This window comes from Limnochorda sp., assembly GCF_047459355.1.
In the GTDB taxonomy this organism is placed as follows: domain Bacteria; phylum Bacillota; class Limnochordia; order Limnochordales; family Limnochordaceae; genus Limnochorda.
The window spans coordinates 1-22766 of sequence record NZ_VSCV01000010.1; the positions used below are offsets into that span (position 1 = coordinate 1).

General features: G+C 70.2%; 17 protein-coding genes. 4 read left to right on the forward strand and 13 right to left on the reverse strand.

Translation table 11 applies throughout. From position 1 onward, the window contains the following. Positions 1-58: 58 nt before the first annotated feature. The 10 genes from FWJ67_RS05300 to lepA all read right to left on the reverse strand — a co-directional run bounded on the left by FWJ67_RS05300 (position 59) and on the right by lepA (position 13549). Positions 59-1375, reverse strand: a complete 1317-nt coding sequence (locus FWJ67_RS05300; RefSeq protein ID WP_414482618.1) for a hypothetical protein — start codon at positions 1373-1375, stop codon at positions 59-61. Positions 1376-1417: 42 nt separating this feature from the next. Beyond that, positions 1418-2206 carry an outer membrane lipoprotein-sorting protein gene (locus FWJ67_RS05305; protein WP_304173389.1) on the reverse strand — a complete coding sequence of 263 codons (789 nt, stop codon included), beginning with the start codon at positions 2204-2206 and terminating at the stop codon, positions 1418-1420. A gap of 5 nt (positions 2207-2211) precedes the next feature. Then, positions 2212-4563, reverse strand: coding sequence for an efflux RND transporter permease subunit (locus FWJ67_RS05310; protein WP_414481954.1), 2352 nt, complete (start codon positions 4561-4563; stop codon positions 2212-2214). Positions 4564-4688: 125 nt separating this feature from the next. Next, complete coding sequence (gene prmA, locus FWJ67_RS05315; RefSeq protein WP_304173394.1) at positions 4689-5585, reverse strand: 50S ribosomal protein L11 methyltransferase; 897 nt, start codon at positions 5583-5585, stop codon at positions 4689-4691. A 1-nt stretch (position 5586) separates the two neighbouring features. After that, positions 5587-6738, reverse strand: a complete 1152-nt coding sequence (gene dnaJ, locus FWJ67_RS05320) for a molecular chaperone DnaJ (RefSeq protein WP_304173397.1) — start codon at positions 6736-6738, stop codon at positions 5587-5589. A gap of 5 nt (positions 6739-6743) precedes the next feature. Next, positions 6744-8594 carry a molecular chaperone DnaK gene (dnaK, locus tag FWJ67_RS05325; RefSeq protein ID WP_304173400.1) on the reverse strand — a complete coding sequence of 617 codons (1851 nt, stop codon included), beginning with the start codon at positions 8592-8594 and terminating at the stop codon, positions 6744-6746. Then, entirely contained in the window at positions 8587-9318 is a 732-nt protein-coding gene (gene grpE / locus FWJ67_RS05330) for a nucleotide exchange factor GrpE (protein ID WP_304173402.1), read from the reverse strand. Before grpE ends, dnaK begins: the two co-directional genes overlap by 8 nt. Positions 9319-9451: 133 nt before the next feature. Continuing rightward, on the reverse strand, positions 9452-10477 hold the full coding sequence (gene hrcA / locus FWJ67_RS05335) for a heat-inducible transcriptional repressor HrcA (protein WP_304173404.1): 1026 nt from the start codon (positions 10475-10477) through the stop codon (positions 9452-9454). A 109-nt stretch (positions 10478-10586) separates the two neighbouring features. Continuing rightward, the gene (gene hemW, locus FWJ67_RS05340) at positions 10587-11753 is read right to left on the reverse strand and encodes a radical SAM family heme chaperone HemW (RefSeq protein WP_304173406.1); all 1167 of its coding nucleotides are present in this window, start codon (positions 11751-11753) and stop codon (positions 10587-10589) included. Continuing rightward, on the reverse strand, positions 11750-13549 hold the full coding sequence (gene lepA / locus FWJ67_RS05345; RefSeq protein WP_304173409.1) for a translation elongation factor 4: 1800 nt from the start codon (positions 13547-13549) through the stop codon (positions 11750-11752). The genes hemW and lepA overlap by 4 nt, the downstream gene beginning before the upstream one ends. A 118-nt stretch (positions 13550-13667) precedes the next feature. Between lepA and murJ the strand changes: the two genes are divergently transcribed. Further along, positions 13668-15239 (forward strand): murein biosynthesis integral membrane protein MurJ, encoded by a 1572-nt coding sequence (gene murJ / locus FWJ67_RS05350; RefSeq protein WP_304173411.1) that lies wholly within the window; start codon positions 13668-13670, stop codon positions 15237-15239. 41 nt (positions 15240-15280) lie between these two features. Next, on the forward strand, positions 15281-15706 hold the full coding sequence (locus FWJ67_RS05355; protein ID WP_304173414.1) for a hypothetical protein: 426 nt from the start codon (positions 15281-15283) through the stop codon (positions 15704-15706). Here FWJ67_RS05355 and spoIIP read toward each other — a convergent pair. Further along, positions 15690-17318, reverse strand: a complete 1629-nt coding sequence (spoIIP, locus tag FWJ67_RS05360) for a stage II sporulation protein P (RefSeq protein ID WP_414482619.1) — start codon at positions 17316-17318, stop codon at positions 15690-15692. The genes FWJ67_RS05355 and spoIIP overlap by 17 nt on opposite strands. Before the next feature lie 165 nt (positions 17319-17483). Between spoIIP and FWJ67_RS05365 the strand changes: the two genes are divergently transcribed. Both FWJ67_RS05365 and FWJ67_RS05370 read left to right on the forward strand, forming a co-directional pair. Next, a complete protein-coding gene (locus FWJ67_RS05365) occupies positions 17484-18458 on the forward strand; it encodes a L,D-transpeptidase family protein (RefSeq protein WP_304173417.1) in 975 nt (324 codons plus the stop codon). Positions 18459-18489: 31 nt separating this feature from the next. Further along, complete coding sequence (locus FWJ67_RS05370) at positions 18490-19875, forward strand: ABC transporter substrate-binding protein (protein ID WP_414482620.1); 1386 nt, start codon at positions 18490-18492, stop codon at positions 19873-19875. Positions 19876-20009: 134 nt separating this feature from the next. Here the strand turns inward: FWJ67_RS05370 and gpr are convergent, their stop codons facing one another. Continuing rightward, positions 20010-20981, reverse strand: coding sequence for a GPR endopeptidase (gene gpr / locus FWJ67_RS05375; protein WP_414481960.1), 972 nt, complete (start codon positions 20979-20981; stop codon positions 20010-20012). Positions 20982-21145: 164 nt separating this feature from the next. Next, entirely contained in the window at positions 21146-22504 is a 1359-nt protein-coding gene (locus tag FWJ67_RS05380; RefSeq protein WP_304173423.1) for a radical SAM protein, read from the reverse strand. Between the last annotated feature and the right edge of the window lie 262 nt (positions 22505-22766).

The window sequence follows — 22766 nt, forward strand, 5'->3', positions numbered from 1 at the left end:
CGAAGAGCTTCACCCACGCTCCCTCCCTGGATGCCAAGACCGCTCGGCTTTGGCCGGGTCAGAAGCGGACGGTCACCGCGAGGGTCAGCTGGTCCAGGTCGCTCAGATGCTTCTGGCCGACCTCGCTCGCCGGGCCCCCATCCACCAGGATGAGGCTCAGGCTGGCCTGGGTGGTGGGGGTGAGCTGGTACCGGTAGGTGGGGACCAGGACCCGCGAATCATCCCGGAGGCTGTCCAGGGCCAGGAGCTCCAGGGTTTGATCATCGGTGAGGGGGATGGAGGCGAGCCCCATCAGGTACTGGCCCGCCGGAACGTCGCTCTCGTTGAAGATCTTGAGGAGGCTCCCCCGGCCGTTGTAGATGTACTGGAGCTCCGCCCGGATCCCCCGGGGGAAGAGGTAGTCCACCCCCAGAACGGCGGTGGGATAAGGCTTCGTGGGGCCCCAGATCTGCCCCGCGCGCTGTTCGTCCAGGCCCTCCACCCGGCCGGGGAAGGTGTAGGTCCCCTCCCCCCAGAGGGTGAAGCCCCGCCAGGCCGTCGCGGCCGCCAGCCCCACCTTCTGTTCCCGCCGCCATGCGCCGTGCAGGTTGGCCTCGCCCTCCCAGACGACCGGCTGGTCCTCGTACCCGTTGAAGTAGCTCAGGTACAGGCTTGTCCCCCGGTAGAAGGTGTCGAACTGGAGGCCGATCTCGCCGGGGTTCTCATAGTCCTTCACGTTCTCGGCGGTCAGGCCGGTCTCGTCTTGGAGCACCCTTTCCCACTCCGACGGCTCGAACGCGGGGACGATCACCACGCTCAGGGTCCCCACGTTGAAGTAGGTGCTGGTCCGGATGGCGGTGACGGGCTGGACCAGCCCCTCCAAACCCCGGGTCAGGTCCAAGGTGAGGGGCGAGAAGTAGCTGGTGGGGTTGAAGCCGTCGGCCGTTCCCCAAGCGATCCGCTGGCGGCCAATGCGGAAGTCGGTCAGATCCGAGTAGAGATCGACGTAGGCCTGGTCCAGCTCCAGGAGGGTGGAGCTGTCGCCGTTGGCCACCCCTTTCAGGGCTTCCAGACCCGCCACCCCCGCGTCCCAGTAGCCTTTGAGGGAGATGTGGCCCGCCGCCTCCCAGCCGAACCGGCGTTCAAACTGGAGCTGGTAGTGGGTCCGGTTGAGGGAGACCTGGCCCGGTCCCCACGTGATCTCATCCCCGATCTCATCCCCGTTGAGCCGGGATCCCTCGGTAAGAAAGAACCCCAGCGTCTGGCCCACCTGGCCCCGGATGGTCACCTCATCCTGGGCGCGCGCCACGCCCGCCAGGCCCAAAGCCAACAGCAAGCCCAGGACCAAGGCGAGCGCTGGGTGGGGGGAGCGTTCTGGGGTGTGACGGGGGCCCATCGCGATCCTCCTCAACAAGGTTCCAGCCTGTCCTTCCGTCGCCTAGCGACGCAGCTCCCGCAGGAAGTTGGCGGGGACGTCCGTGCGGGACGTGGTGACCAGATCGATGATGGTCTTGGTCTTTTTGAGCACGTTCACCATCTCGATCCGCCGCGCCTCCCACGTTCCGGCGGGGGTCTGCTGGAAATTGCTGTTGAGGAGCTGCTTCCACAGGACCCCATCCCGGTTGTAGAAGTCGACCCTCAGGGGCAGGAACTCCTCCTGCCAGACGTACATCACCACGTGGCTGTACAGGCTGTCGGCCTCCTTGGGGGTGAGCCGGAGGACGTAGGCCGGGCGCCCCTCCCACTCGCTGTCGGCCAACCGCTCCGCGGTGTACAGTTGGGTAAAGGAAGCGAAGCTAGTGATTTCCTCATAGGTGAAGTCGGTGTTCATGAAGGTAGAGCCCCGCTCGGTGGCGGCGATCCGCCGCTCCCGGCCCAAAGCGGGGAGGTAAAGGAGAATGTCGGGGTCGCCCTTCCGGGGCGTGCGGGTGTAGAGCTTGGTGCCCGCCACGTCGGCCGGGGCCACGTACTCCAGGAGCTGCTCGGTCCCGTCTGCGGACGTCCGGATGAAGATCCGCATCTCGCTGGGCCGCTCCTGGCCCCGCTCGTTGACCGTGGTAAGCCGGACCTGGGCCATCCCCTGCTGGGTGGCCAGCGGGGAGTCGCCCTGGAGCCGTTCCAGAATCTCGGGCCCCGTCAGCTCGGCGGCCGCCCCGACCGCCGTCAGGAGCCACAAGGCCGCGCACGCCGCGAGAAAGGGTGCGGCCAGACCCTTCCGCCAATCCATCCACGTCACCTCCAAGCCGATCCCCCGCGCCGGACCCGGCCTTCCGTCCCGCCGCGCACGGCGCGCCCCGGTAGGGCCCACCGTGCCCGCACCCAGCCCTCGGGCAAGAGTCCCAAGACCGCGGCGAGCACCGTCAGGGCGCCCACCGAACTGACCACCATGGTCAGGGCCAGGAGCCACCCCAAGATCGCGGTGGCCTGCAGGCTGGAGACGAGCAAGACCACAAACCCCGCGGCCAGGGTGAGCGCGTTCACCATCACGCCCCGGCCTGTGCCCGCCAAGGTTCGGGCCATAGCCTCGCCTTTCGCCACCCCGCGGTTCAGTTCCTGGCGGTAACGGCTCACCAGGTGGATGGAGTAGTCCACGCCGATGCCGATGGCGAGGCTGGCCACCATGGTGGTCACCATGTCCAGGGGCACGCCGCCGTACCCCATCACCCCGAAGGAGACCGCCACGGTCAAGAGGAGCGGAATCAGGCAGAAGAGCGCGAGGAGCGGCGAGCCGAGAAACACGGCAACGATGGCCCAGACCGTCCCCGCCGCCCAGCTCATGCTGCTGATTTGCCCCCCGGTGAAGTGTTCGGCCAGCCGGAGGACCACTTGAGCCGTCCCCACCACCACCGGCTCGATCCCCGTGCCCGCGAACCGGGCCCGGGCCGCCTCTTCGATCTGGCCGATGATCCGGGCCAGATCGGCGGTGCCCACATTGGCGATACGGGCCACCAGGCGGGTCTTCTGGTAGTCGTAGCTCACCAACCCGTCAAGGCTCACCCCGCCCGCGAAGTCGAAGAGGAGGAGCTCCTGGGCCACCGCCTCCCGGCTGTCGGGGATCCGGTAGGCGTCGGGATCGTCGCCGTTCAAGGCCTGGTGCACCTGGGCGACCACGCCCGCCAGGGAGAGGGGCTGGCTCACCTCCGGCATGGCCGCCAGGTCCGCCTCCAAGGCGGCCAGCCGGCGGAGGATCTCAGGCTCCTTCACCCCGTCGGGAACGCCCGTGTCGATCACCACCGAGATGGGCGTCGTCCCGCCCAAGAACTGCTCGGCCAGACGGGTCCCCCGGACGACGGGGCTGTCGGGCCGGAAGTACGAGACCAGGTTGGTCTCCACCTCCAGCCGGGGCACCCCCACCAGGCTGACCACCAACACCACCACGCCCGCCCCGACCACCGCCAGGGGCCGCCGGGCGCAGGCCCGGGCCACCGGCGCCACCAGCCGGGCCCAGAGACCCGACCGGAGGCTGCCGCCCTGCTGCCGGGCCGGAACCGGCCGGAGGACCAAGACCGCCGGGATGAAGGTAAGGGTCACCACCATCGCGAACAGGATGCCAATGGCCGAGAAGAGGGCGAACTCCCGGATGGGCTGGACGTAGGAGGTGAGCAGGGAGGCAAAGCCCGCCGCGGTGGTGAGGGCGGTCATCACCACGGGCCGGGTGATCTCGGTCATGGTCAGCTCGATGGCCTCCCGCTGGGAGAGCCCCCGGCCCACCTCCTCATAGAACCGGTTCATCACGTGGATCCCCGCCGCGCTCCCCATGGCCATGAGGATGATGGGGATCAGCATCGAGACCAGGGTGAACTCGTACCCCAGGAAGGCCATCAGGCCCATGGTCCAGAGCACCGCGATGGAGACGGAACCCAAGGGGAGCAGGATGCCCCAGGGCGTCCGGAAGGCCCCCAGCAGGATGAGGAAGACCACCAGGGCCGCCAGGGGGAGGAGCACCCGCAGATCCCGGTAGATGACCCGCTCGGCGTACGCCCCCATGTAGCCATCGCCCGCCAGGTACCACTGGCCTTCGCCGGCTTGGGTCAAGACCTCTTCGATCCGGCGGATGAGCCCCTGGTACCGCTCAGAAGAGCCCTGGTAGGCGGGATCGACGGCGACCAGGAGGGCCAGGGCTTGGCCGTCGGGGGCGGCCACCTGCCGGCCTTGGGGCGATGAGAAGAGCCGGTCCCGAAAGGTGGCGGCTTCCGCGGCCGTCCGGGGGACGGAGCTGGCCGCCGGCTCGATCTCGATCCCCCAGTCGCTGGCCCGGACCAGGGGCATGTTGAGGGGCGTCACCAACCCGGCTACCCCGGGGATGGTGGCGAGCTGCTGGGCGACGCGATCCACTTGAGCCAACGCCTCGGGCCGGAAAACATCCTCCGCGGCGTAGAGGATGATCAGGACGCTTTCGTTGCTGAAGTCGACCGCGGTCTGGTTGAGGGCCTCGATGACGGGATCGCCCTGGGGGATCATAGCCCCCAGGTCCGCGCTGTAGCCGATCCGGGGAAGAAGGCTCGCGCAGGCCGCTGAAAGGAGCACAATCGCCCCGATCACCCACCGGGGGTGCGAGGCGACCCACCGACCCACGCGTTCCATTGCACCTGGCCTCCCAGACCGGCTCCGGCCAACGCTGACCGGCCCCTCGTCGTCATGCTACACGGGGCAACTATACCAATCCGCCCAGAAAGTGTCAACGGGAAGGGCGGGGCAAAGCCCGTTCACTAGCCTCTTGGGCGCCTCGCGACCACCAGCACCCACGCCTCCTCCAGCTCCCGCCCGGCCACCTCCAGCCCCACCTCCCTGAAGGCGGCCTCCACCGCTCCCTCTTGGCCCGCGGCAATCCCGGAGGCGAGGAGCACGCCCCCGGGAGCCAGGATGGGGACCAAGGTGGGGGCCAGCTCGACCAGGATCGAGGTGAGCAGATTGGCCACCACCAGCTGGGCTCCCCCGGGCTGGACCGCCCGGACGGCCCGCTCGGCCACCTCGGTACTCCCCTCCAGTACCGTCACCGCCCACTGGAGCCGGTTGCGCTCCACGTTCTCCCGGGCCACCCGGACGGCGATGGGGTCCACGTCGACGGCCACCACCCGCCGGGCTCCCAGGAGGGCAGCGCCCATGGCCAGGATCCCTGAGCCTGTCCCCACATCGGCCACCACATCGCCAGAAGCCAAGTACCGCTGCAAGCCCTTCAGGCAGAGGCGGGTCGTGGGATGGGTCCCGGTGCCGAAGGCCAGGCCGGGGTCGAGGACGAGGGTCTGGGTGCCGGGGGGAGGCTCCCCGGCTTCCCAGCTGGGGCGGATCCAGAGCCGGCCGATCTGCATCGGGGGAAAGTGCTCTTTCCAGCGCTCGGCCCAATCCTCATCATCGACGGCCTCTTGGTGAAGCCGGGCCGGCCAGGGCTGCAGCCCTGAGGCGGCCAGCCGTTCCTGAAGGTGGGCAAAATCGTGCTCCGGGCTGGGAGCCCTCTCGGCGGGAAAGTAGGCGACGACCCGGACGGCACCGTCCGGGCTTCCCTGGTGCTCGGTCCCGGCGGCCCCCAGGGCCCGCAGGCCCTCGGCCGCCACCTCTTCGGCCTCGGGGGTCACCTCCACTTGCCAGCGGATCCACCCGGCTCCCATCTTACTCCGCCTTTCGGAAGGCATCCCGCATCCGGTTGAAGAAGCCCCGCTCCCCTTGCGGCTGCTCGCCGCCGGCCCGGGCGAACCGGCGCAAGAGGTCCCGCTGCTCGTCGGTCAGGTGGGTGGGGGTGACCACCTTCACCGTGACGTACTGATCGCCCCGGCCGAAACCCCGTACATCGGGCACGCCCTTCCCCCGCATGCGGAAGACGGTCCCCGTCTGGGTGCCTTCAGGGATCTTGAGGGTGGCCGTCCCCTCCAAGGTGGGGACTTCAATCTCATCGCCCAAGGCCGCCTGCACGAAGCTGATGGGAACCTCGCAGTGGATGTCGCGCCCTTCCCGGCGGAAGAACGGGTGGGGACGGACGGTGACGAAGACGTACAGGTCCCCCGGGGGCCCGCCCCGCTCGCCCGCCTCCCCTTCGCCGGCCAGCCGGATGCGCTGCCCGTCTTCGATCCCCGCCGGCACCTTCACCCGGATCCGGCGGGTGCGGCGGACCACGCCCGCGCCCCGGCACTCCCGGCAGGCGGTCTCGACGGTCTGGCCCTCGCCCCGGCAGCGGGGGCAGGTGTGGACGTTGACCAGCCGCCCCAGGGGCGTCTGCTGCACCCGCCGCACCTCACCCGTCCCACCACACTCGGGGCAGGTCCGGATGGGGGTGCCGGGCTCCGCCTTGTTCCCGTGGCAGTGGGGACAGACCTCCACCCGGGGCACCGAGATCTCCGTCTCGATGCCGAAGGCCGCCTCCTCAAAGTCCAGCTCCAGATCGTACCGGAGGTCGGCGCCCCGGACGGGCCCCCGGGCCCGGCGCCGCCCGCCGCCGCCGAAGAAGGCGTCGAAGATGTCTTCGAAGCCCAGATCGGCGAAGCCGCCGAAGGGATCGAAGCCGCCCCCGCCGGCGCCGGCGCCCCCGCCGCCGGCGGGACCCTCGAAGGCGGCGTGGCCGAACCGGTCGTACGCCGCCCGCTTCTCCGGGTCGGAGAGGACCTCGTAGGCCTCGGTCGCCTCCTTGAACTTCTCCGCCGCGTCGGGCGCTTTGTTCACGTCAGGGTGGTACTGGCGTGCCAGCCGGCGGTACGCCTTCTTGATCTCGTCGGCCGTCGCCGACCGGTCGACGCCCAGCACCTCATAGTAGTCCCGCTTCCCGGGCATCCGGTTCAGGCACCTTTCTCGTCAGCCTTGGGCTCATCCTTGACCTGGTACTCCGCATCGACCACGTTCGGGTCCTCCTGGGCTTGCTGGGCCTGACCCGCGGCCCCGTCGGCCCCCGACGGACCCTGGCTCTGGTAGATCCGGGTGGTCACCTGGTAGAGGGCCTGGCTCAAGGCCTCCTGCTTGGCCTTGATGGCCTCCACGTCGTCCTGGCCCATCACCTTCCGGAGCTCTTCGATGGCGCCGTTGATCCGCTCCCGCTCCTCGGCCCTCACCTTGTCACCCAGGTCCTTCAGGCTCTTCTCCGCGGTGTAGATGAGGGTGTCGGCCGCGTTCCGCTGCTCCGCCAGCTCCTTCTTCTTCTTGTCCTCTTCGGCGTACCGCTGGCTCTCCTCCACCATCCGCTGGATCTCTTCCTCGCTCAGGCTGCCGCGGGAGGTGATGGTGATGCTCTGCTGCTTCCCGGTCCCCAGATCCTTGGCCGACACGTGGACGATGCCGTTGGCGTCGATGTCAAAGCTCACCTCGATCTGGGGCACGCCCCGGGGCGCGGGCGGGATGCCCGTCAGCTGGAACCGGCCCAGGGTGATGTTGTCGGCCGCCATGGGCCGCTCACCCTGGAGGACGTGGATCTCCACCGTCGTCTGGTTGTCCGCCGCGGTGCTGAAGATCTGCTTCTTGCTGGTGGGGATGGTGGTGTTCCGCTCAATCAGCTTGGTGAAAACGCCACCCAAGGTCTCAATGCCCAGAGAGAGGGGCGTCACGTCGAGCAGGACCACATCCCGCACCTCGCCGGCCAGGACCCCTGCCTGGATGGCCGCCCCCAGGGCCACGCATTCATCGGGGTTGATCCCCTTGTGCGGCTCCTTGCCGAAGAGGTCCCGCACCGCCTCCTGGACCGCCGGAATCCGGGTGGACCCGCCCACCAGGAGCACCCGGTCCACCTGATGGGGCTGCAAGCCGGCGTCGGCCAGGGCCTGGCGGACCGGCCCCAGGGTCGCCTCCACCAAGTCCCGGGTCATCTGGTTGAACTGGGCCCGGGTCAGGGTGAGGTCCAGGTGGAGCGGGCCGTTGGGACCCGCGCTGATGAAGGGCAGGTTGATGGTGGTCTGCTGGAGCCCCGACAGCTCAATCTTGGCCTTCTCGGCCGCCTCCCGGAGCCGCTGCATGGCCATCCGGTCCTCCCGGAGGTCGATCCCATGCTCCTTCCGGAACTCCTCCACCATCCAGTCCACAATCCGCTGGTCGAAGTCGTCCCCGCCCAGGTGGTTGTTCCCGCTGGTCGCCTTCACCTCGAAGACACCATCACCCAGCTCCAGGATGGAGATGTCGAAGGTCCCCCCACCCAGGTCATAGACGGCGATGATCTGGTTCTGCTCCTTGTCCAGGCCGTAGGCCAGCGCGGCCGCGGTGGGCTCGTTGATGATCCGGAGCACCTCCAGGCCCGCGATGCGGCCGGCATCCTTGGTGGCCTGGCGCTGAGCGTCGGTGAAGTAGGCCGGGACCGTGATGACCGCCTGGGTGACCGGCTCGCCCAGGTAGCTCTCCGCGTCGGCCTTCAGCTTGCTCAGCACCATGGCCGAGATCTCCTCGGGAGAGTACCGCTTGCCGTCGATCTCCACCCGGTAGTCGGTGCCCATCCGCCGCTTGATGGACATGATGGTCCGCTCCGGGTTGGTCACCGCCTGGCGCTTGGCCACCTGGCCCACCAGGCGCTCGCCGTCCTTGGTGAAGGCGACCACCGACGGGGTGGTGCGGCTCCCCTCGGAGTTGGCGATGACCACCGGCTCGCCGCCCTCCAGGACCGCCACCACCGAGTTGGTCGTCCCCAGGTCGATGCCTACGACCTTACCCAACGTTGTTGCCTCCTTCGCCGTCAGAAGCCTGCCCCTCGCCAGCCTGGGCGACGCGCACCAAGCTGGGCCGGATCAACTTGGATCGGAACAGATACCCGCGCTGAAGCTCCTCCACGACCGTATCGGGCTCGTAGCCCGGGGCCACCACCCGGTCCATGGCCTCGTGGTACCGGGGGTCGAAGGGCTGCCCGACCGCCTCGACCGCCTGGAGGCCCGCCTGTTCCAGCACCGAGCGGAACTGGTCGTAGACCATGCGCACCCCGGTGGCCAAACCTTGCGCCGGCGACCCTTCCGGGAGCCCGTCCGCCGGGACGGCGGCCAGGGCCCGCTCCAGGTTGTCCACCACCGGCAGGAGCTGGCGGACCACCTCCTCGGCGCCCTGATTCTGCCACGTCTCCCGCTCCCGCTGGATCCGCTTCCGGTAGTTGTCGAAGTCGGCCTGCAGCCTGAGGTACTGGTTCCAAAGCTGCTGGCGGGCCGCCTCAGCCTGCTCGTACTGCTCCCGGACCGCGGCCAGCTCCTGGGTGAGGCCCTCCACATCGGTCTCCGCCTCGCCCTCACCCTCCGGGGCCGCGACCTCCCCGCCGGAGGCGCTCCCCTCCGCCTGGGCTTTCTCCCCCGCGGGCCCCTTCCCGTGCCCTTCGGCGGCTGGCTCGGATTCCGACGGCGCGGCGGGCTGGCCCGCCTCGGTCCCGCCGGCCGAGGTGACCGGCTCTTCTGTCATCCTGGCGCGTTCCTCAGCCTGCTCGGCCATAGACTCCCCTCCACAGAGAACCGCCGCACCGATGCGGCGCCACGAAAAAGGGCCCCGCAGGACCCTTCCTGAAAAACCTTCCCACGTCGACCACCCCGGGGGTTCACGGCCGGTTGCGGCGCCGGGCCAGGGCCTGGCTCAACTCCTCGGCCACCAGGCGCATGACGGCCACCACCCGGCTGTACTCGAGCCGGGTGGGCCCCAGGACCCCGATCTGGCCTACCACCTGGCCGCCCACCTCGTAGGTGGCCATCACCAGGCTGCACCCCTCCAGCGGCCCCTGGCCATTCTCCTGGCCGATCCGGATGGTGAGTCCGCTCTGGCCGTGGGAGCTCAGGATGTTGAGGAGCGCATCCTTCTGCTCCAAGAACTCCAAGAGCGGCCGGAGCCGGTCCACATCCCGGAACTCGGGCTGGTGGAAGAGGTTGATGGCCCCCTCCACGTAGACCCGTTCGTCACCACCGGCCGCAAGGGCGTCCTCCAGCAACGAGGCGGCGCCGTCGTACAGGTCCGGGTCACCCAGGACATCGGCCACCTGCTGGTAGAGGGTCCGCCCCAGATCCCGGACACTCACACCCTCCAAGCAGTCGTTGAGGACCGCCTCCACCCGGGCGAGCTCCTCCTGAGTCCAGCTCCGGTGGGTCTCCACCACCCGGTGCTCCACCAGGCCTGGGATGCCCACAAAGACCACCAGCACCACCTGGGGATCGAGGGCGATCAGCTCCACCCGCTTCAGGATCGCGTCCTCAATCCGGGGCACCACGGCCAGGCTCGCGTAGCGGGTCATGGAGGCGACCACCTGGGCGGTGGAGTGGACCAGCTCCTCGATGGCCGTCCGGCGGGAGAGCTCCGTCTGGATGGCCCACCGCTCCTCCTCATCGAGGGAGGCGGGGGTCATGAGTCCATCGACATAATACCGGTACCCCAAATCAGACGGGATCCGCCCTGCCGAAGCGTGCGGCTGCTGCAGGTAACCGAGCTCCTCCAGGTCGGCCATCTCGTTCCGGATGGTGGCTGGGGAGACCCCCAGGCTGTACTTCCGGGCAATGGTTCGGGATCCCACCGGTTCCGCGGTGAGGATGTAGTCGTCGGTCACCGCCTGAAGGATGCGCATCTTGCGCTGATCCACGACGGACTCACCCTCTGCTAGCACTTGCGACCGGCGAGTGCTAACGTGCTAGGGGCAGCATAGCACTCGGCCCTCCCCCTGTCAAGGCGGAGAGGCCCGCCAAGCCGCCTCAGACGGCCGTTGGCACCGTCCGGAGGAAGGCGAGGAAGACCTGATTGGCCACGGGCACCCCCTGGCGGGTCAGCCGGATCCGGTGGGCGTCCGCCTCCAGCAGGCCCAGGCGGACCAACCGGTCAATCGCCAGGCCATAGACGGCTTCGGGCTCCGTCCCGAACCGGGCCCGGAAGGCGGCCCGGTCCACCCCTTCCCGGGTCAGGCGGAGCCCCAGGAACATGGTCTCGTCCATCTCCAAGGCCCGGCTGATGGGCTCCTCCCGCTCCAGGGGGAGCCGGCCCGCCTGCAGGGCCGCCTCGTACGCAGGCAGGGGCCCCAGGTTCGCCCGGCGGACCCCTTCCCACCAGCTGTGGGCCCCAGGCCCCAGGCCCAGGTACGGCTGGTTCCGCCAGTAGATCAGGTTGTGCCGGCTCTGGTGGCCCGGGCGGGCGAAGTTGGAGATCTCGTACTGGGCCAGCCCCGCGCCTTCCGCCGCCTCGATGGCGGCCTGGTACATGGCCAGCTCCTCCTCCTCATCGGGCCTGGGGAGCCGGCCCATCTGGTGCCAGCGGTAGAAGGGCGTCCCTTCCTCGATGATGAGGCTGTAACAGGAGAGGTGATCGGGCTCCAGGGCCAGAGCCCGCTGGAGGGTGGCCCGCCAGCCCCTCAGGTCTTGGCCGGGCAGGGCGAAGATCAAATCCAGGTTGAGGGAAGGGATCCCCGCCTCCCGGGCCAGGGCGACGCTGGTTTCAATCGCGGCGGCGTCGTGCTCCCGCCCCAGCCGGCGGAGGAGCCCGTCGTCGAAGACCTGGGCCCCCAAGGAGAGGCGGTTCACCCCCGCCTCCCGGAGCGCGGCCAGCTTCTCCAGGGTGAGGGTTCCCGGGTTGGCTTCGACGGTGATCTCCGCCTGGGGGGCCAGGGGGAAGCGCTGCCGGAGGGCGCCGAAGAGCCGGGCTAGCTGCCCGGCCTCCAGGGTGGTGGGGGTGCCGCCGCCCACGTAGAGGGTGTCCAAGACGGGCACGCCGCCTGCGGCCTCCAGGCGGGCGGCCCACCGGTCCGCCTCCTGCTCCAAGAGATCGAGGAAATGGTCCCGTTCAGGGCCCCGCAGGCGGAAGGAGTTGAAGTCGCAGTAGTAGCACTTCCGGATGCAGAAGGGGATGTGGACGTAGAGGCCCCGGCTCAATCGATGCGCAGGACGGCCATGAAGGCCTCCTGCGGCACCTCCACGTTGCCCAGCTGCTTCATGCGCCGCTTGCCTTCCTTCTGCTTCTCCAGGAGCTTCCGCTTCCGGGTGACGTCGCCCCCGTAGCATTTGGCCAGCACGTCCTTCCGGATGGCCTTCACCGTCTCCCGGGCGATGATCCGCCCCCCGATGGCCGCTTGGATGGGCACCTCGAAGAGCTGGCGGGGGATGAGCTCCTTCAGCTTCTGGGTCAGCTGGCGGCCCCGCTCGTAGGCCTTCTCCCGGTGGACGATGGCCGACAGGGCGTCGACAGGCTTGCCGTTGATCAAGATCTCCAGCTTGACCAGGTTGGACGGCCGGTACCCATCGAACCGGTAATCGAGGGAGGCGTAGCCCCGGGTCCGGGACTTGAGCCGGTCGAAGAACTCCATCAGGATCTCGGCCAGAGGCAGCCGGTACTCCAGCCGGGCCCGCTCGGGCCCCAGGTACTCCATGGTGACGAACTCGCCCCGGCGCTCCTGGCAGAGCTCCATCACCGGCCCGATGTACTCCTCCGGCGTCAAGATGGTGGCCAGCACGTACGGCTCCTGGATCTCCTGGATCCGGGCGGGGTCGGGCAGCTCCTCGGGGTTCCGCACCTCATGGACCTGGCCCTGCCGGTCCACCACCCGGTAGACGACGCTGGGGGCGGTGGTGACCAGCTCCAGGCCGAACTCCCGCTCCAGCCGCTCCTGGATGATCTCCATGTGGAGCAGACCCAAGAAGCCACAGCGGAAGCCGAAGCCCAGCGCGGCCGACGTCTCCGGCTCGTAAAGCAAGGCGGCATCGTTCAGCTGGAGCTTGGCCAGGGCCGCCCGCAGGTCCTCGAAGGCGTCATTGTCCACGGGGTAGAGGCCGCAGAAGACCATGGGCTTGGCCGGCTCGTACCCCGGGAGGGGCTCTTCGGCCGGGCGGCCGGCCAGGGTGACCGTGTCCCCCACCCGGCAGTCGGTTACGTCTTTCATGCTGGCCATCACCGCGCCCACTTCCCCCGCCCGGAGCTCCTCCACGGGCACCAGGTTGGGCCGGAAGACGGCCAGCTCGCTCACCTCAAAGGTCTTCCCCGACTGCATGAGGAGGATCTCATCCCCCCGGCGGAGGAGGCCGTCCTTCACCCGGATGTAGGCGACCACGCCCCGGTAGCTGTCAAAGTGGGAGTCGAAGACCAAGGCCCGCAGGGGCGTATCCGGGTTGCCCTGAGGCGGCGGGATCCGCTCCACGATGGCCTCCAGCACCTCCGGCACCCCATGGCCCGTCTTGGCGCTCACCAGCAGGGCGCCGGAGGCATCGAGCCCCACGCTCTCCTCCAGCTCCCGGAGGACCCGGTCGGGATCGGCGTTGGGCAGGTCGATCTTGTTGATGACGGGGATGATCTCCAGGTCGTGCTCCAGGGCCAGGTAGAGGTTGGCCAGGGTCTGCGCCTCAATCCCCTGGGAGGCGTCGATCACCAGGAGGGCTCCCTCGCAGGCGGCCAGGCTCCGGGAGACCTCATAGGAGAAGTCCACGTGGCCCGGGGTGTCGATGAGGTTGAGAACGTACTCCTCCCCGTTGGGCCGCCGGTAGTGGAGGCGGACGGCCTGCATCTTGATGGTGATGCCCCGCTCCCGCTCCAGATCCATGGAGTCCAGCACCTGGTCGGTCATCCGTCGGGCTTCGACGGTCTCCGTCACCTCCAGGAGGCGGTCTGCGAGGGTGGACTTGCCGTGGTCGATGTGGGCAATGATACAGAAGTTGCGAAGGCGTTCGATCGCCGTCATTGAGACCCTCCCGGTCAATGGACGGCTCTTATTATAGCAGGAGTTGGCCCACCCTGGGACGAAGCCGCGGCGGGAACGGGGCGGTCCGCCCCAGGGGAAACGGAGGCACGGAACCTCTTTGAGCCGAGCAGGGAGGCTGGCCCGGGCGGCCGGCGGGACCATGATCCTCATCCTGATCAGCCGCCTTTTGGGCTTCGTCCGGGAACGGGCGGTGGCGGAGGTCTTCGGGCGGAGCTGGGAGACCGACGCCTTCCGGGCGGCGTTCCACATCCCCGACCTGATGTACTACCTGCTGGTGGGCGGGGCCCTCTCGGCCGCCTTCATTCCCGTCTTCTCCCAGTACTTGGCCACCCGGGACGAGGATGAGGCCTGGCACGTGGCCAGCTCCTTCCTCAACCTGGTGGTCAGCCTGCTGCTCCTCTTCACCGTCTTGGGGATCCTCTTCACACCCGTCCTCGCCCCCCTGGTCGCCTACGGCTTCACGGGCGAGCAGGAGGCCCTCCTCATCCACCTGATGCGGCTTATGTTCCCCGCGGTCTTCCTCACGGCCCTGGCGGGCCTGGGGATCGGTGTCCAGAACGCCTACCAGCGCTTCGTCCTGCCCATGCTGGGGCCCATCGTCTACAACATCGGCATCATCCTGGGAGCCTACCTCCTGGGCCCCCGCCTGGGCATCGACGGCCTCGCCTACGGGACCGTGGCCGGCGCCTTGGGGAACGTCCTGGTCCAGGCCCCCTACGTGGTCCGCCGGGCCCGCTGGCGCCCCATCATCGACTGGCACCATGAGGGGATGCGGGAGATCCTGCGGTTGATGGGCCCGGCCTTGGTGGGGCTCTCGGTGGCTCAGGTCAACCTGATCATCAGCACCAACCTGGCCTCCACCCTGAGTGAGGGGAGCATCACCGCCCTTAACATGGCCAACCGGCTGATGCAGTTCCCCCTGGGGGTCTTTGCCATGGGGATCTCCACCGTGCTCTTCCCCTCCATGAGCCGGCTGGCCGCTCAGGGGCAGCTGGACGCCCTCCGGACCACCTTCAGCCGGGGGCTACGGACCATCCTCTTCGTCACCGTGCCGTCGGCGGTGGGGCTGGCGGTGCTGGGGGAGCCCGTCATCCGCCTCCTCTTTCAGGCGGGCGCCTTCAGTGCTCGGGACACCGCGGCCACCTACGAAGCCCTCCTTTTCTACACGCCGGCCCTCATCGGGCTGTCGGGCACCCAGATCCTGAGCCGGGTCTTCTACAGCCTCCACGACACCCGGACCCCCGTCTGGGTCAGCCTCTTCACCCTGGTGAGCAACACGGCTTTGAGCCTCCTCTTCCTCCACGCCACCGATCTGGCTCACGCCGGCCTGGCCCTGGCCTACTCCATCACCACCCTGCTCAGCCTGGGCCTCTACCTCCTCATCCTCCGGCGGCGCCTGGGGCGGATCGAAGGTAGCCTGCTCCTCCGGGGGCTGGCAGGCAGCCTGGTGGCCTCGGCGGTCATGGGCCTGCTGGTCGGGGTGGTCCACCGCCAGCTCCTCCTCCGGCTGGACCTGGCCAGCCTGAGCGACCGCCTGGTGGAGACCCTGGTGCCCGTCGCCTGCGGGGTGGCGGCCTACGGCGCCGTGAGCCTGGTGGTCCAAGGGGAGGAGACCCGAGAGCTTTTGAGGCTCCTCAGGGGCCGACGGAACACCCGGGAGCCGGCGTAAAGTGGGGTTGGGGGCATCGGTCCGGAAAGGAGTGGCAGCGCATGATCGCCTCGGTCCACGCGGTGACGGGGGCCGCCCTGGGGGCCCTCACCGGCAACCCGGCGGCCGCCTTCGTCACGGGCCTGGTGAGCCACGGGGTGCTGGACGCCGTCCCCCACACCGACTACCAAACCACGGGACCCGGTGTCGTCGATGGGCTGGCCGGGCTGCTCTTCCTCACCTGGCTCGCCCTCGCCCAGCCGGGCGGCGGGCTGGCCTGGGCCGCTTTCTGGGGCGGCCTGGGGGGTATGTTGCCGGACGTGGAGGTGGCCGTCGCCCACCTCTTCTTCCAGGGCCGGATGCGCCACCTCTACCCCAGCCACACGGGCCTCACCCCCCACCGCCAGGTGGCGCCGCCCCTGGGGGTCTGGACCCAAGCCATCACCTTCGCCGTGGCCCTGGCCCTCTTGATCATCCGCCTGGCCTAGCCTCGCCGGCGGGCGCCAGGCCCTTGGACGGCCCCGGGCTCCGGGCCAGGCGCTCGTGGAGGACCTGGGCCAGGCTCGCGGCCAAGATCTCCGCGGCCGCCTCCGCCTCGGCCAGGGTGTTGTGGTAGGAGCCCAGCTCCACCAGGATGGCGTTGGGGTGGAGCTCCTGGTTGTACCGGCGGTTGGGGACCCGGAGAATCCGGTTGAAGACGCCCGGGGCCTGCCGGTTCAAGGCCGCGGCCAGCTCCTGGGCGAAGGCCAGGTTGGGCTGCCAGCTGGCATGGTCCCCGCCGGGCTCCGTCCCCGTGCCCACCACCAGCGTGATCTGGGCCACCCGGCGGCCCCCCACGGTGGTCACCAGACCGGCGGGCGTGTCCCGGTGGAGGTCGATCACCACCTGGATGGAGGGGTGGGCCTCCAGGATCCGGGCGACGGCCCGCCCTGAGGCGGCGTAGGCTTGGCTGTGCGAGGGCACGTCGTAGATCCCCCGGTCGTGGAGGACCGGGATGCCCCGGGCCTCCAGGGCCCGGGCCAAGGCGGCGCCGGCCCGGGCCACCCCGGTGTCGGTGGTGTTGAACCGGTGGTAGCGGGAGGGCTCCATCAGGGGCTGGCCCGGCTCCTGATACATCTCAGAGATGTGGGTGTGGTAGAGGAGGACCAAGGGCTCCCGTCCCGGGCCGGGGCTCAGGATCCCGGCCGGGGCGGCGGCGGGCCCGTCCGGGAAGGCCCCTTCGGGGAACGCCCCCTCGGGGCCGAGGAGTTCCGGGGCCGGTCCCGCGACGCCGGCTGGGCGGACCGTCGGGTTGGCCCGAGCGGGCACCTCCCAGGCCGAGCCCGCTTCCCCCGGGGTCCCGTTCGGCGCCGGGCCGGCCGGTCCGCCTGAGGCGGGCGCGGGGGCGGCGGCCGGCCGGACGGCAGGCACCTGCAAGAGCGGCAGCTCACTGAGCAGGAGCCACTCGGGCAGGCGGCGGCTCAGGGTGGACGCCCACCCCTGGATCCGGTCGCTCCAGGATCCCACGGCCGCGCCTTCCCTCTCTCCATCCCCAGCCCCGGCCGCCAGGGCCCCGCTGCCCACCGCCTCCACCTCGCTTCCCCGGGGGAGCGCGCTGGCCACCAGCCGGGCGGCCCGCTCCCCATCGAGCTGCAGGCGATCGACGTAGGGCGCGGCCGCCTCCCAGTAAGGGAGGATGACGGCCCCCAGACCCCGCCCCACCAGAAACCCACCCACCACCAGGAGCACCAGGAGAAGGCGCCCCAAGGCTGGGACGGGGCGGGGGGCGCCGGCGGCGCGGGCGGGAAAGGCCCGCTGCAGCCTGTGGCCCCGGCGCGCGGGTCCCCCGTCCCCGAGGGGGCGGAGGGCCCAGCCGGGCCCGGGGAGGGTGGCGGGCCGCCAGAACGGGACAACCCGCGGGCGGCGGGAGCTCCGGGCCAGGCCCCAAGCCATGGCCGGCCGGCCCCACGCCATTCGGGGCAGCTCCCGCCGGCGGGCCCAACGCCGCCGGCCTGTCCCGGCCCGCCGCCACGCACCCGCCAGGCCCTGAAGGAGCCCCCTCCTTCCCCCGAGCCGGAGCCTCCCCCCGCCGGAACGGAAACCCCGCAGGGGCGCCGCCATGCCCATCCCCCCTTCCCAGTCCATGCTATGCCCCGCCCCCGGGTGGCAGACGTTCCCTGGAGATGGTTGCCAGCAGGGCCAGGCCCCAGGGCCTCCGCACATACGGGGCCGCCGGGGCCCATATCCTCAAGGGGGTGGAACCCAAAGGGAGGTCGGTGGAGGGCGATGAACCCACGCAGGCCGCGCCGCGGGCGGCCGGGGGGCCGCCTGGCCCTCATGGGGCTTCTCTGGCTGTTCCTCGCCATGGGCGGCGGCTGGGCTGAAGACGAGGGCACCCCCTACGGCCCCGAGGGGACCGTCTGTCGGGAACCGGTCTTCCTCCAGCTGGGCCGTCCGGCTGAGCCCCATCCCGACGTCCAGGGGCTCCAGAGCCGGCTGCAGGATCTGGGCCTCTACGACGGCCCCCTGGACGGCCTCTTCGGACCCGAGACCGCCCAGGCGGTCCGCCGGTTCCAACAAACCGCGGGGCTTCCGCCCTCCGGGATGGTGGACCCGGCCACCTGGACTGCCCTGGCCGACGGCGTGGTGCTCCCCGTGGCCGCTCAGCCGACGGAGGCGCCCCCAGGGCCCCTCTCCATCGTCATCGATGTGAACGAGCGAACCCTCACCCTGTACAGCGCCGGCCAGCCGTACAAAAGCTACCCGGTGGCCGTGGGCACCAGCCGCACCCCCAGCCCTGTGGGGGAGTGGCTCATCGTCCACAAGGACTCGGGCTGGGGCGACGGGTTCGGCACCCGGTGGCTGGGCCTCAACGTCCCCTGGGGCATCTACGGCATCCACGGGACCAACAAACCCTGGTCCATTGGCACCCAGGCGAGCCAGGGCTGCATCCGCATGTTCAACCGGGACGTGGAGGAGCTCTACCGGTGGGTTCCCCTGCGGACGCCCGTCCGCATCGTCGGCCCCACGCCCGACCTCGCCTTCAACCGGACCCTCCAGCCGGGCGCCACCGGGGCCGATGTGGTGCAGGTCCAGCTCCGGCTGAAGGAGCTGGGCTTCGACCTGGGGTATGCCGACGGCCGGTACGGGCCCCAGACGGAGGCGGCCGTTCGGGAGCTGCAGCGGTTCTACGGGCTCCCCGAGGACGGGCGGGTCTATGAGGACATCTACTACGTGCTGGGCCTGAAGCGGGCCCCCTAGGGGCGGGCCTCTCCGGCATGGGGGGACGACCATGGCACGGATCAGCACCAACGGCCGCCAGGGGCGCGCCCTCCTGGCGGGGCTGGGCCTTCTCGTCCTGATGGGCCTCGGGGTGGCGCTCTGGCTCGCCCGCGCCGGGCCGACGGTCCGGGTGGGGGAGGTGACCATCGATCCCCGCGCGCCCATCAACCCGGAGCGGACCTACCGGCTGATCCTTTGGGAGGAGAATGTGGTCCTCTCCGGCGCCGGCACCACCTACCGGACCTTCCTGGAGGACCGGGTGGAGGCCTTCCGCGAGGTCCACCCCAACGTGACCGTCGAGTTCCAGCTCCTTCCCCCCGGGGAGGCGGTCAACCGGCTGGAGGGCGCCCTGGCCTCCGGCCAGCCCCCCGACGTCTACGGGAGCCTCAGCCCCCGCCTCTTTGACCGGAACTACCAGGTGCCGGTGGACGCCTTCCTGCCCCGGGCCCGGGACGGCGAGCCCCACTTCCTTCCGGCCGCCTGGGAAGCCCTGACGGCCGACGGCCAGGTCTGGGGCTGGCCCCGGTGGATCCGCTTCATCACCTGGGCGGGCCGCCGCTCCCTGCTGGCCGGCACGGGCCTGGATGTGGACCAGGCGGCTCAAGAAGGCTGGACCTTCCCCCAGGCCCTGGCGAGCCTCGCCCAGGCCGGCGGGGGCCAGATGCCCGGCCTTCTGGTCCATCCCCAGGAGCCTGAACTCGTCCGGAGCCTGATGGCGGCGGGCGGCCACGGCTTGATGCTCCAAGAGGGGAGCCTGGCCTGGAGCCAGGACGCTATCGAGGAGGTGGCCGCCTTCTTGGTGGCGGCCCGCCAGCAGACCCGGATGCCCCGCAACCTGGAGGCCGCCGCCCGGGAGCGGGTGGCCCGCTTCCTCCAGGGCCGGGTGGGCGTCATCACGCCCGTCCGGCCCGAGCTGGCCGCCCACCTCCTGCGGACCGTCCCCCGGGAAGAGCTGGTGCTCTTGCCCCCGCCCCGGCCCGAGGGGAGCCCCTTCCACGTGCCCGCCGACCTGGCCGCCTACCTGGTCTTCCGCCAGACCCCCTACCAGGGGGACGATCAGACCCGGCTGGCCATGGAACTGGCCCGCTTCCTCATCCAGTCCAAGGACGCCTGGGTCAGCTCCCAGTTCCCCGCGGTCCCCGCCCTCCTGAGCGATCAGGCCTTGTGGCAGCGGGAAGCGCCCTGGCCCGAGGCGACCAGCCAGGCCCTCCTACGGTGGGCGGAGGCGGCCGTCACCCCTTCCCTGGACCCCGACGAAGCGGCGGTCCTCCGGCAGATGGACGACCAGGTTCTGGCCCCGTGGCTGGCCCGACTCTGGGATGAAGAGGCGCCGTCGGCCTGGGCCGCCGGCCTTTACCAGGCCTTGCTGGACCAGGTGCCCGAGCCCGGCGGCTGAACCCGAAGGCCCAGCCCTGCAGCGGCCACCTTGCCCTTCAGCCCCAAGCCCGACGGGCACCGGCCAACCCGGCCCGCCCCGCCTCCCTGGACGGGCACGGGGCCTTCTCCCGCTCAGGCACCGGCCGCGCCGCTTCAGAAGAGGGAGCTCAGCAGGTCGTCCACGTCCAGGGAGGGGTGGAGGGCCACGTTCAAGCCCCCGGCCACCACGTTGGCCATGCTGTCCACCAGATCGTCCACCTCGCGCGGGGTGACGATCATGGAGTGGAAGTAGGGCTGGAGGAGGCGCTCCGCCGCCGGTCCCGCCGGGCGGCCCATCTGGCTCAGGGCGTCCTGGACCAGGGTGGCCGCCCGGATCACCGTAGGCACCCCCACGGCCAGGACGGGCACCCCCAGAACCTGGGGGGTGATCCCCAGCCGGCGGTTCCCCACCCCGGACCCCGGGTGGATCCCCGTGTCGGCGATTTGGACCGTGATGCCCAGCCGCTGGCTCTCCCGGGCCGCCAGGGCGTCGATGCAGATGACCAGCTTGGGCCGGAGCTGGGCGACCAACGCCTGGACGATCTCGCTGGTTTCGATGCCCGTCAGCCCCAAGACCCCAGGCGCGATGGCCGCCACCGGCCGCAGGCCCCCCCGCTTCTCGGGCGGGACCATCCGGTGGAGGTGGCGGGTGACGGTGAGCCGGCTGACCACCTTGGGCCCCAGGGCATCGGGGGTCGCGTTCCAGTTCCCCAGGCCCACCACCAAGGTCTCGTCTTCGGGCCCCACCCCCAAGGCCTGGAAGAAGCGCCGCAGCTCCTGGGCCAGAACGATCCCGGCCTTCTCCTCCATCTCCACGCTCCGGCTCCGGAGCTGGGGAGCCTCCAGGGTGGAGTAGTGGCCCGGCAGCTTCCCCATCCGCCGGGCCCCCTCCTCGCTTTCAATGAAGACCCGGCTCAAGGTGATGCCGTCCTGTTCCTGGGTGTCCACCGTCACCCCGGGGATCTCCGGCGGCCCCGGCTCCTTGATGAGGAGGCCGTGGGCCTCCAGCGCCAGGTCTGAGAGGGCCTCCCAGCCCTCGGCCTCTTCCAGCAGCCGCATGCTGGCGTCGTCGCCCAGGAGAACCACCTCCGCTTCCCCGAACGCGGCGGGCCGGGGAAATGGCTGGACGCCGTTAGGCTGTCCGTCCGTCCCCGGCCCGATTCGGAAGGGATGGAGGTCACCTCTCCAGGGCCCCGATCCGCCCACCCGGGCCTAGCGCCTGGCCCCGGGGCCCCGGGACCCGCGGGAGGCTAGACGACACCCACCTTGCCCTTGAGCCCCAGGGTCTCCTCCAGGCGGTCGGCCTCAGCCTGCCAGTGGGCCGAAAGCTCGTCCAGGTACTGGGCGATGGGGCCCTCCAGCACCGTCTCCGCCCCCGGGTGGGTGGGGTAGGCGCCGCTTTCGGCCACCATCTCCCGGAGGGCCTGGGGGTTGTCGATGATGGGACAGGGCACCAAGTGGTTCTCGTTGAAAGGCTGCCGGGCCTGGAAGGCGGCAAAGAGCGGCGACCGGAGGGCCTCCACCAGGGAGGTCTCCCGGATGTTGGCGGTGGCGAAGTGGGCGAAGGCGCACGGCTCCACGTCGCCCTTGGCGTTGATGTGGACGTACTGGCGCCCGCCGGCGATGCAGCCGCCCACCGCGTGGCCGTCGTTCCAGAAGTCCGCGATGAAGATGGGCTTCTCGGCCCGGAGCTCCCGCACCCGGTGGACCAGCCAGGCGCGCTGCTCGGGGGTGAGCATCAGGGAAGGATCGGGATCCCGCCCAATGGGGATGTAATGGAAGCTCCAGAGGTAGGCGCAGCCCCGGTCGATGAGAAAGTCGATGAAGGCGTCGGAGAAGAGCTCCTCCACGTTCTCCCGGGTCACCGTCACCGACGCGCCGTGGATCACCCCCCGCTCGGTGAGGCGGTCCATGGCGGCCACCACCTGGTCGAAGACCCCCTCGCCCCGCCGGGCGTCCGTCGCCTCCCGGAAGCCTTCCAGGGAGATGGCCGGCGAGAGATTGGCCAGCTCGGCCAGGCGGTCGGCCGTCCCATCGTCGATGAGGGTCCCGTTGGTGTAGGCCATGAAGACCAGGTCGGGGTGCCTGTCCACCAGCTCCAGGAGGCGCTTGTAGGCGAAGGGTTCGCCCCCCGAGAGGACGATCCAGCGGATGCCCAGCTCCTCCGCCTCGGTGAAGAGCCGGTCCAGACGCTCGAAGGGCAGGGTGTGGGTCTCGTAGGCGCCCGCCCAGCACCCCCGGCACCGCAGGTTGCACCCTTCGGTGGGATCCACCAGGAGGAAGTGGGGCACGTGGACTCCCAGCTCCTCGGAACGGCGGTCCCGGATGCGCCCGCCCCAGAGCAGGTCGCGTACCACCCAGTTGACTGCCACCTTCTGAATCATCCGGGGATTCCGGGCCAGCCGTTCCGCCTGCCGCCGAAGGGCCGGGTCCCGCTCCCAGCGGCGCCCGAAGGCGGCCAAGGCCGCCCGGTGGGTGGGGTTGGTGGTGAGGTGTTGCATCAGCCCGAGGGCCCGGGGCACGTTCTCGATGATCCGCTCCGTCAACAGGCCGATCAGCCTCTCCAGGGAGCCGTCGACCGCGCGCTGCCAGCCGTTGGATCCTGCCACAGCCTTCGTCCCCCTCGTCCTGAGTTGGCTCATCCTCCGTCGGCCTTCCCTTTGGAGGATCGATACCCAAAAGACCCAAGTACCTTCATTGTCGCGCTCTCCCCAGGCCCGTGCAACCGAGCGCAGCGGGACAAGTTTGATCCCGGCGGGTGACATTTGTCCCGCAACCGTTGAGACGGTCGCCCCTACCCGGGGGAAGATGGACATGGTACGCTCAGTAAGGAGGTCCAGCCGGACACGTGTCCGGTTGGACGGACAGGGA

What these genes read in the sequence shown, in the direction of transcription:
- dnaJ (WP_304173397.1), bottom strand. Translation starts at nt 6,738, where the DNA reads ATGCCCGGGAAGCGGGACTACTATGAGGTGCTGGGCGTCGACCGGTCG.
- FWJ67_RS05305 (WP_304173389.1), bottom strand. Translation starts at nt 2,206, where the DNA reads ATGGATTGGCGGAAGGGTCTGGCCGCACCCTTTCTCGCGGCGTGCGCG.
- prmA (WP_304173394.1), bottom strand. Translation starts at nt 5,585, where the DNA reads ATGGGAGCCGGGTGGATCCGCTGGCAAGTGGAGGTGACCCCCGAGGCC.
- grpE (WP_304173402.1), bottom strand. Translation starts at nt 9,318, where the DNA reads ATGACAGAAGAGCCGGTCACCTCGGCCGGCGGGACCGAGGCGGGCCAG.
- FWJ67_RS05370 (WP_414482620.1), top strand. Translation starts at nt 18,490, where the DNA reads ATGGCACGGATCAGCACCAACGGCCGCCAGGGGCGCGCCCTCCTGGCG.
- lepA (WP_304173409.1), bottom strand. Translation starts at nt 13,549, where the DNA reads ATGACGGCGATCGAACGCCTTCGCAACTTCTGTATCATTGCCCACATC.
- spoIIP (WP_414482619.1), bottom strand. Translation starts at nt 17,318, where the DNA reads ATGGCGGCGCCCCTGCGGGGTTTCCGTTCCGGCGGGGGGAGGCTCCGG.
- FWJ67_RS05310 (WP_414481954.1), bottom strand. Translation starts at nt 4,563, where the DNA reads ATGGAACGCGTGGGTCGGTGGGTCGCCTCGCACCCCCGGTGGGTGATC.
- FWJ67_RS05300 (WP_414482618.1), bottom strand. Translation starts at nt 1,375, where the DNA reads ATGGGCCCCCGTCACACCCCAGAACGCTCCCCCCACCCAGCGCTCGCC.
- FWJ67_RS05355 (WP_304173414.1), top strand. Translation starts at nt 15,281, where the DNA reads ATGATCGCCTCGGTCCACGCGGTGACGGGGGCCGCCCTGGGGGCCCTC.
- FWJ67_RS05365 (WP_304173417.1), top strand. Translation starts at nt 17,484, where the DNA reads ATGAACCCACGCAGGCCGCGCCGCGGGCGGCCGGGGGGCCGCCTGGCC.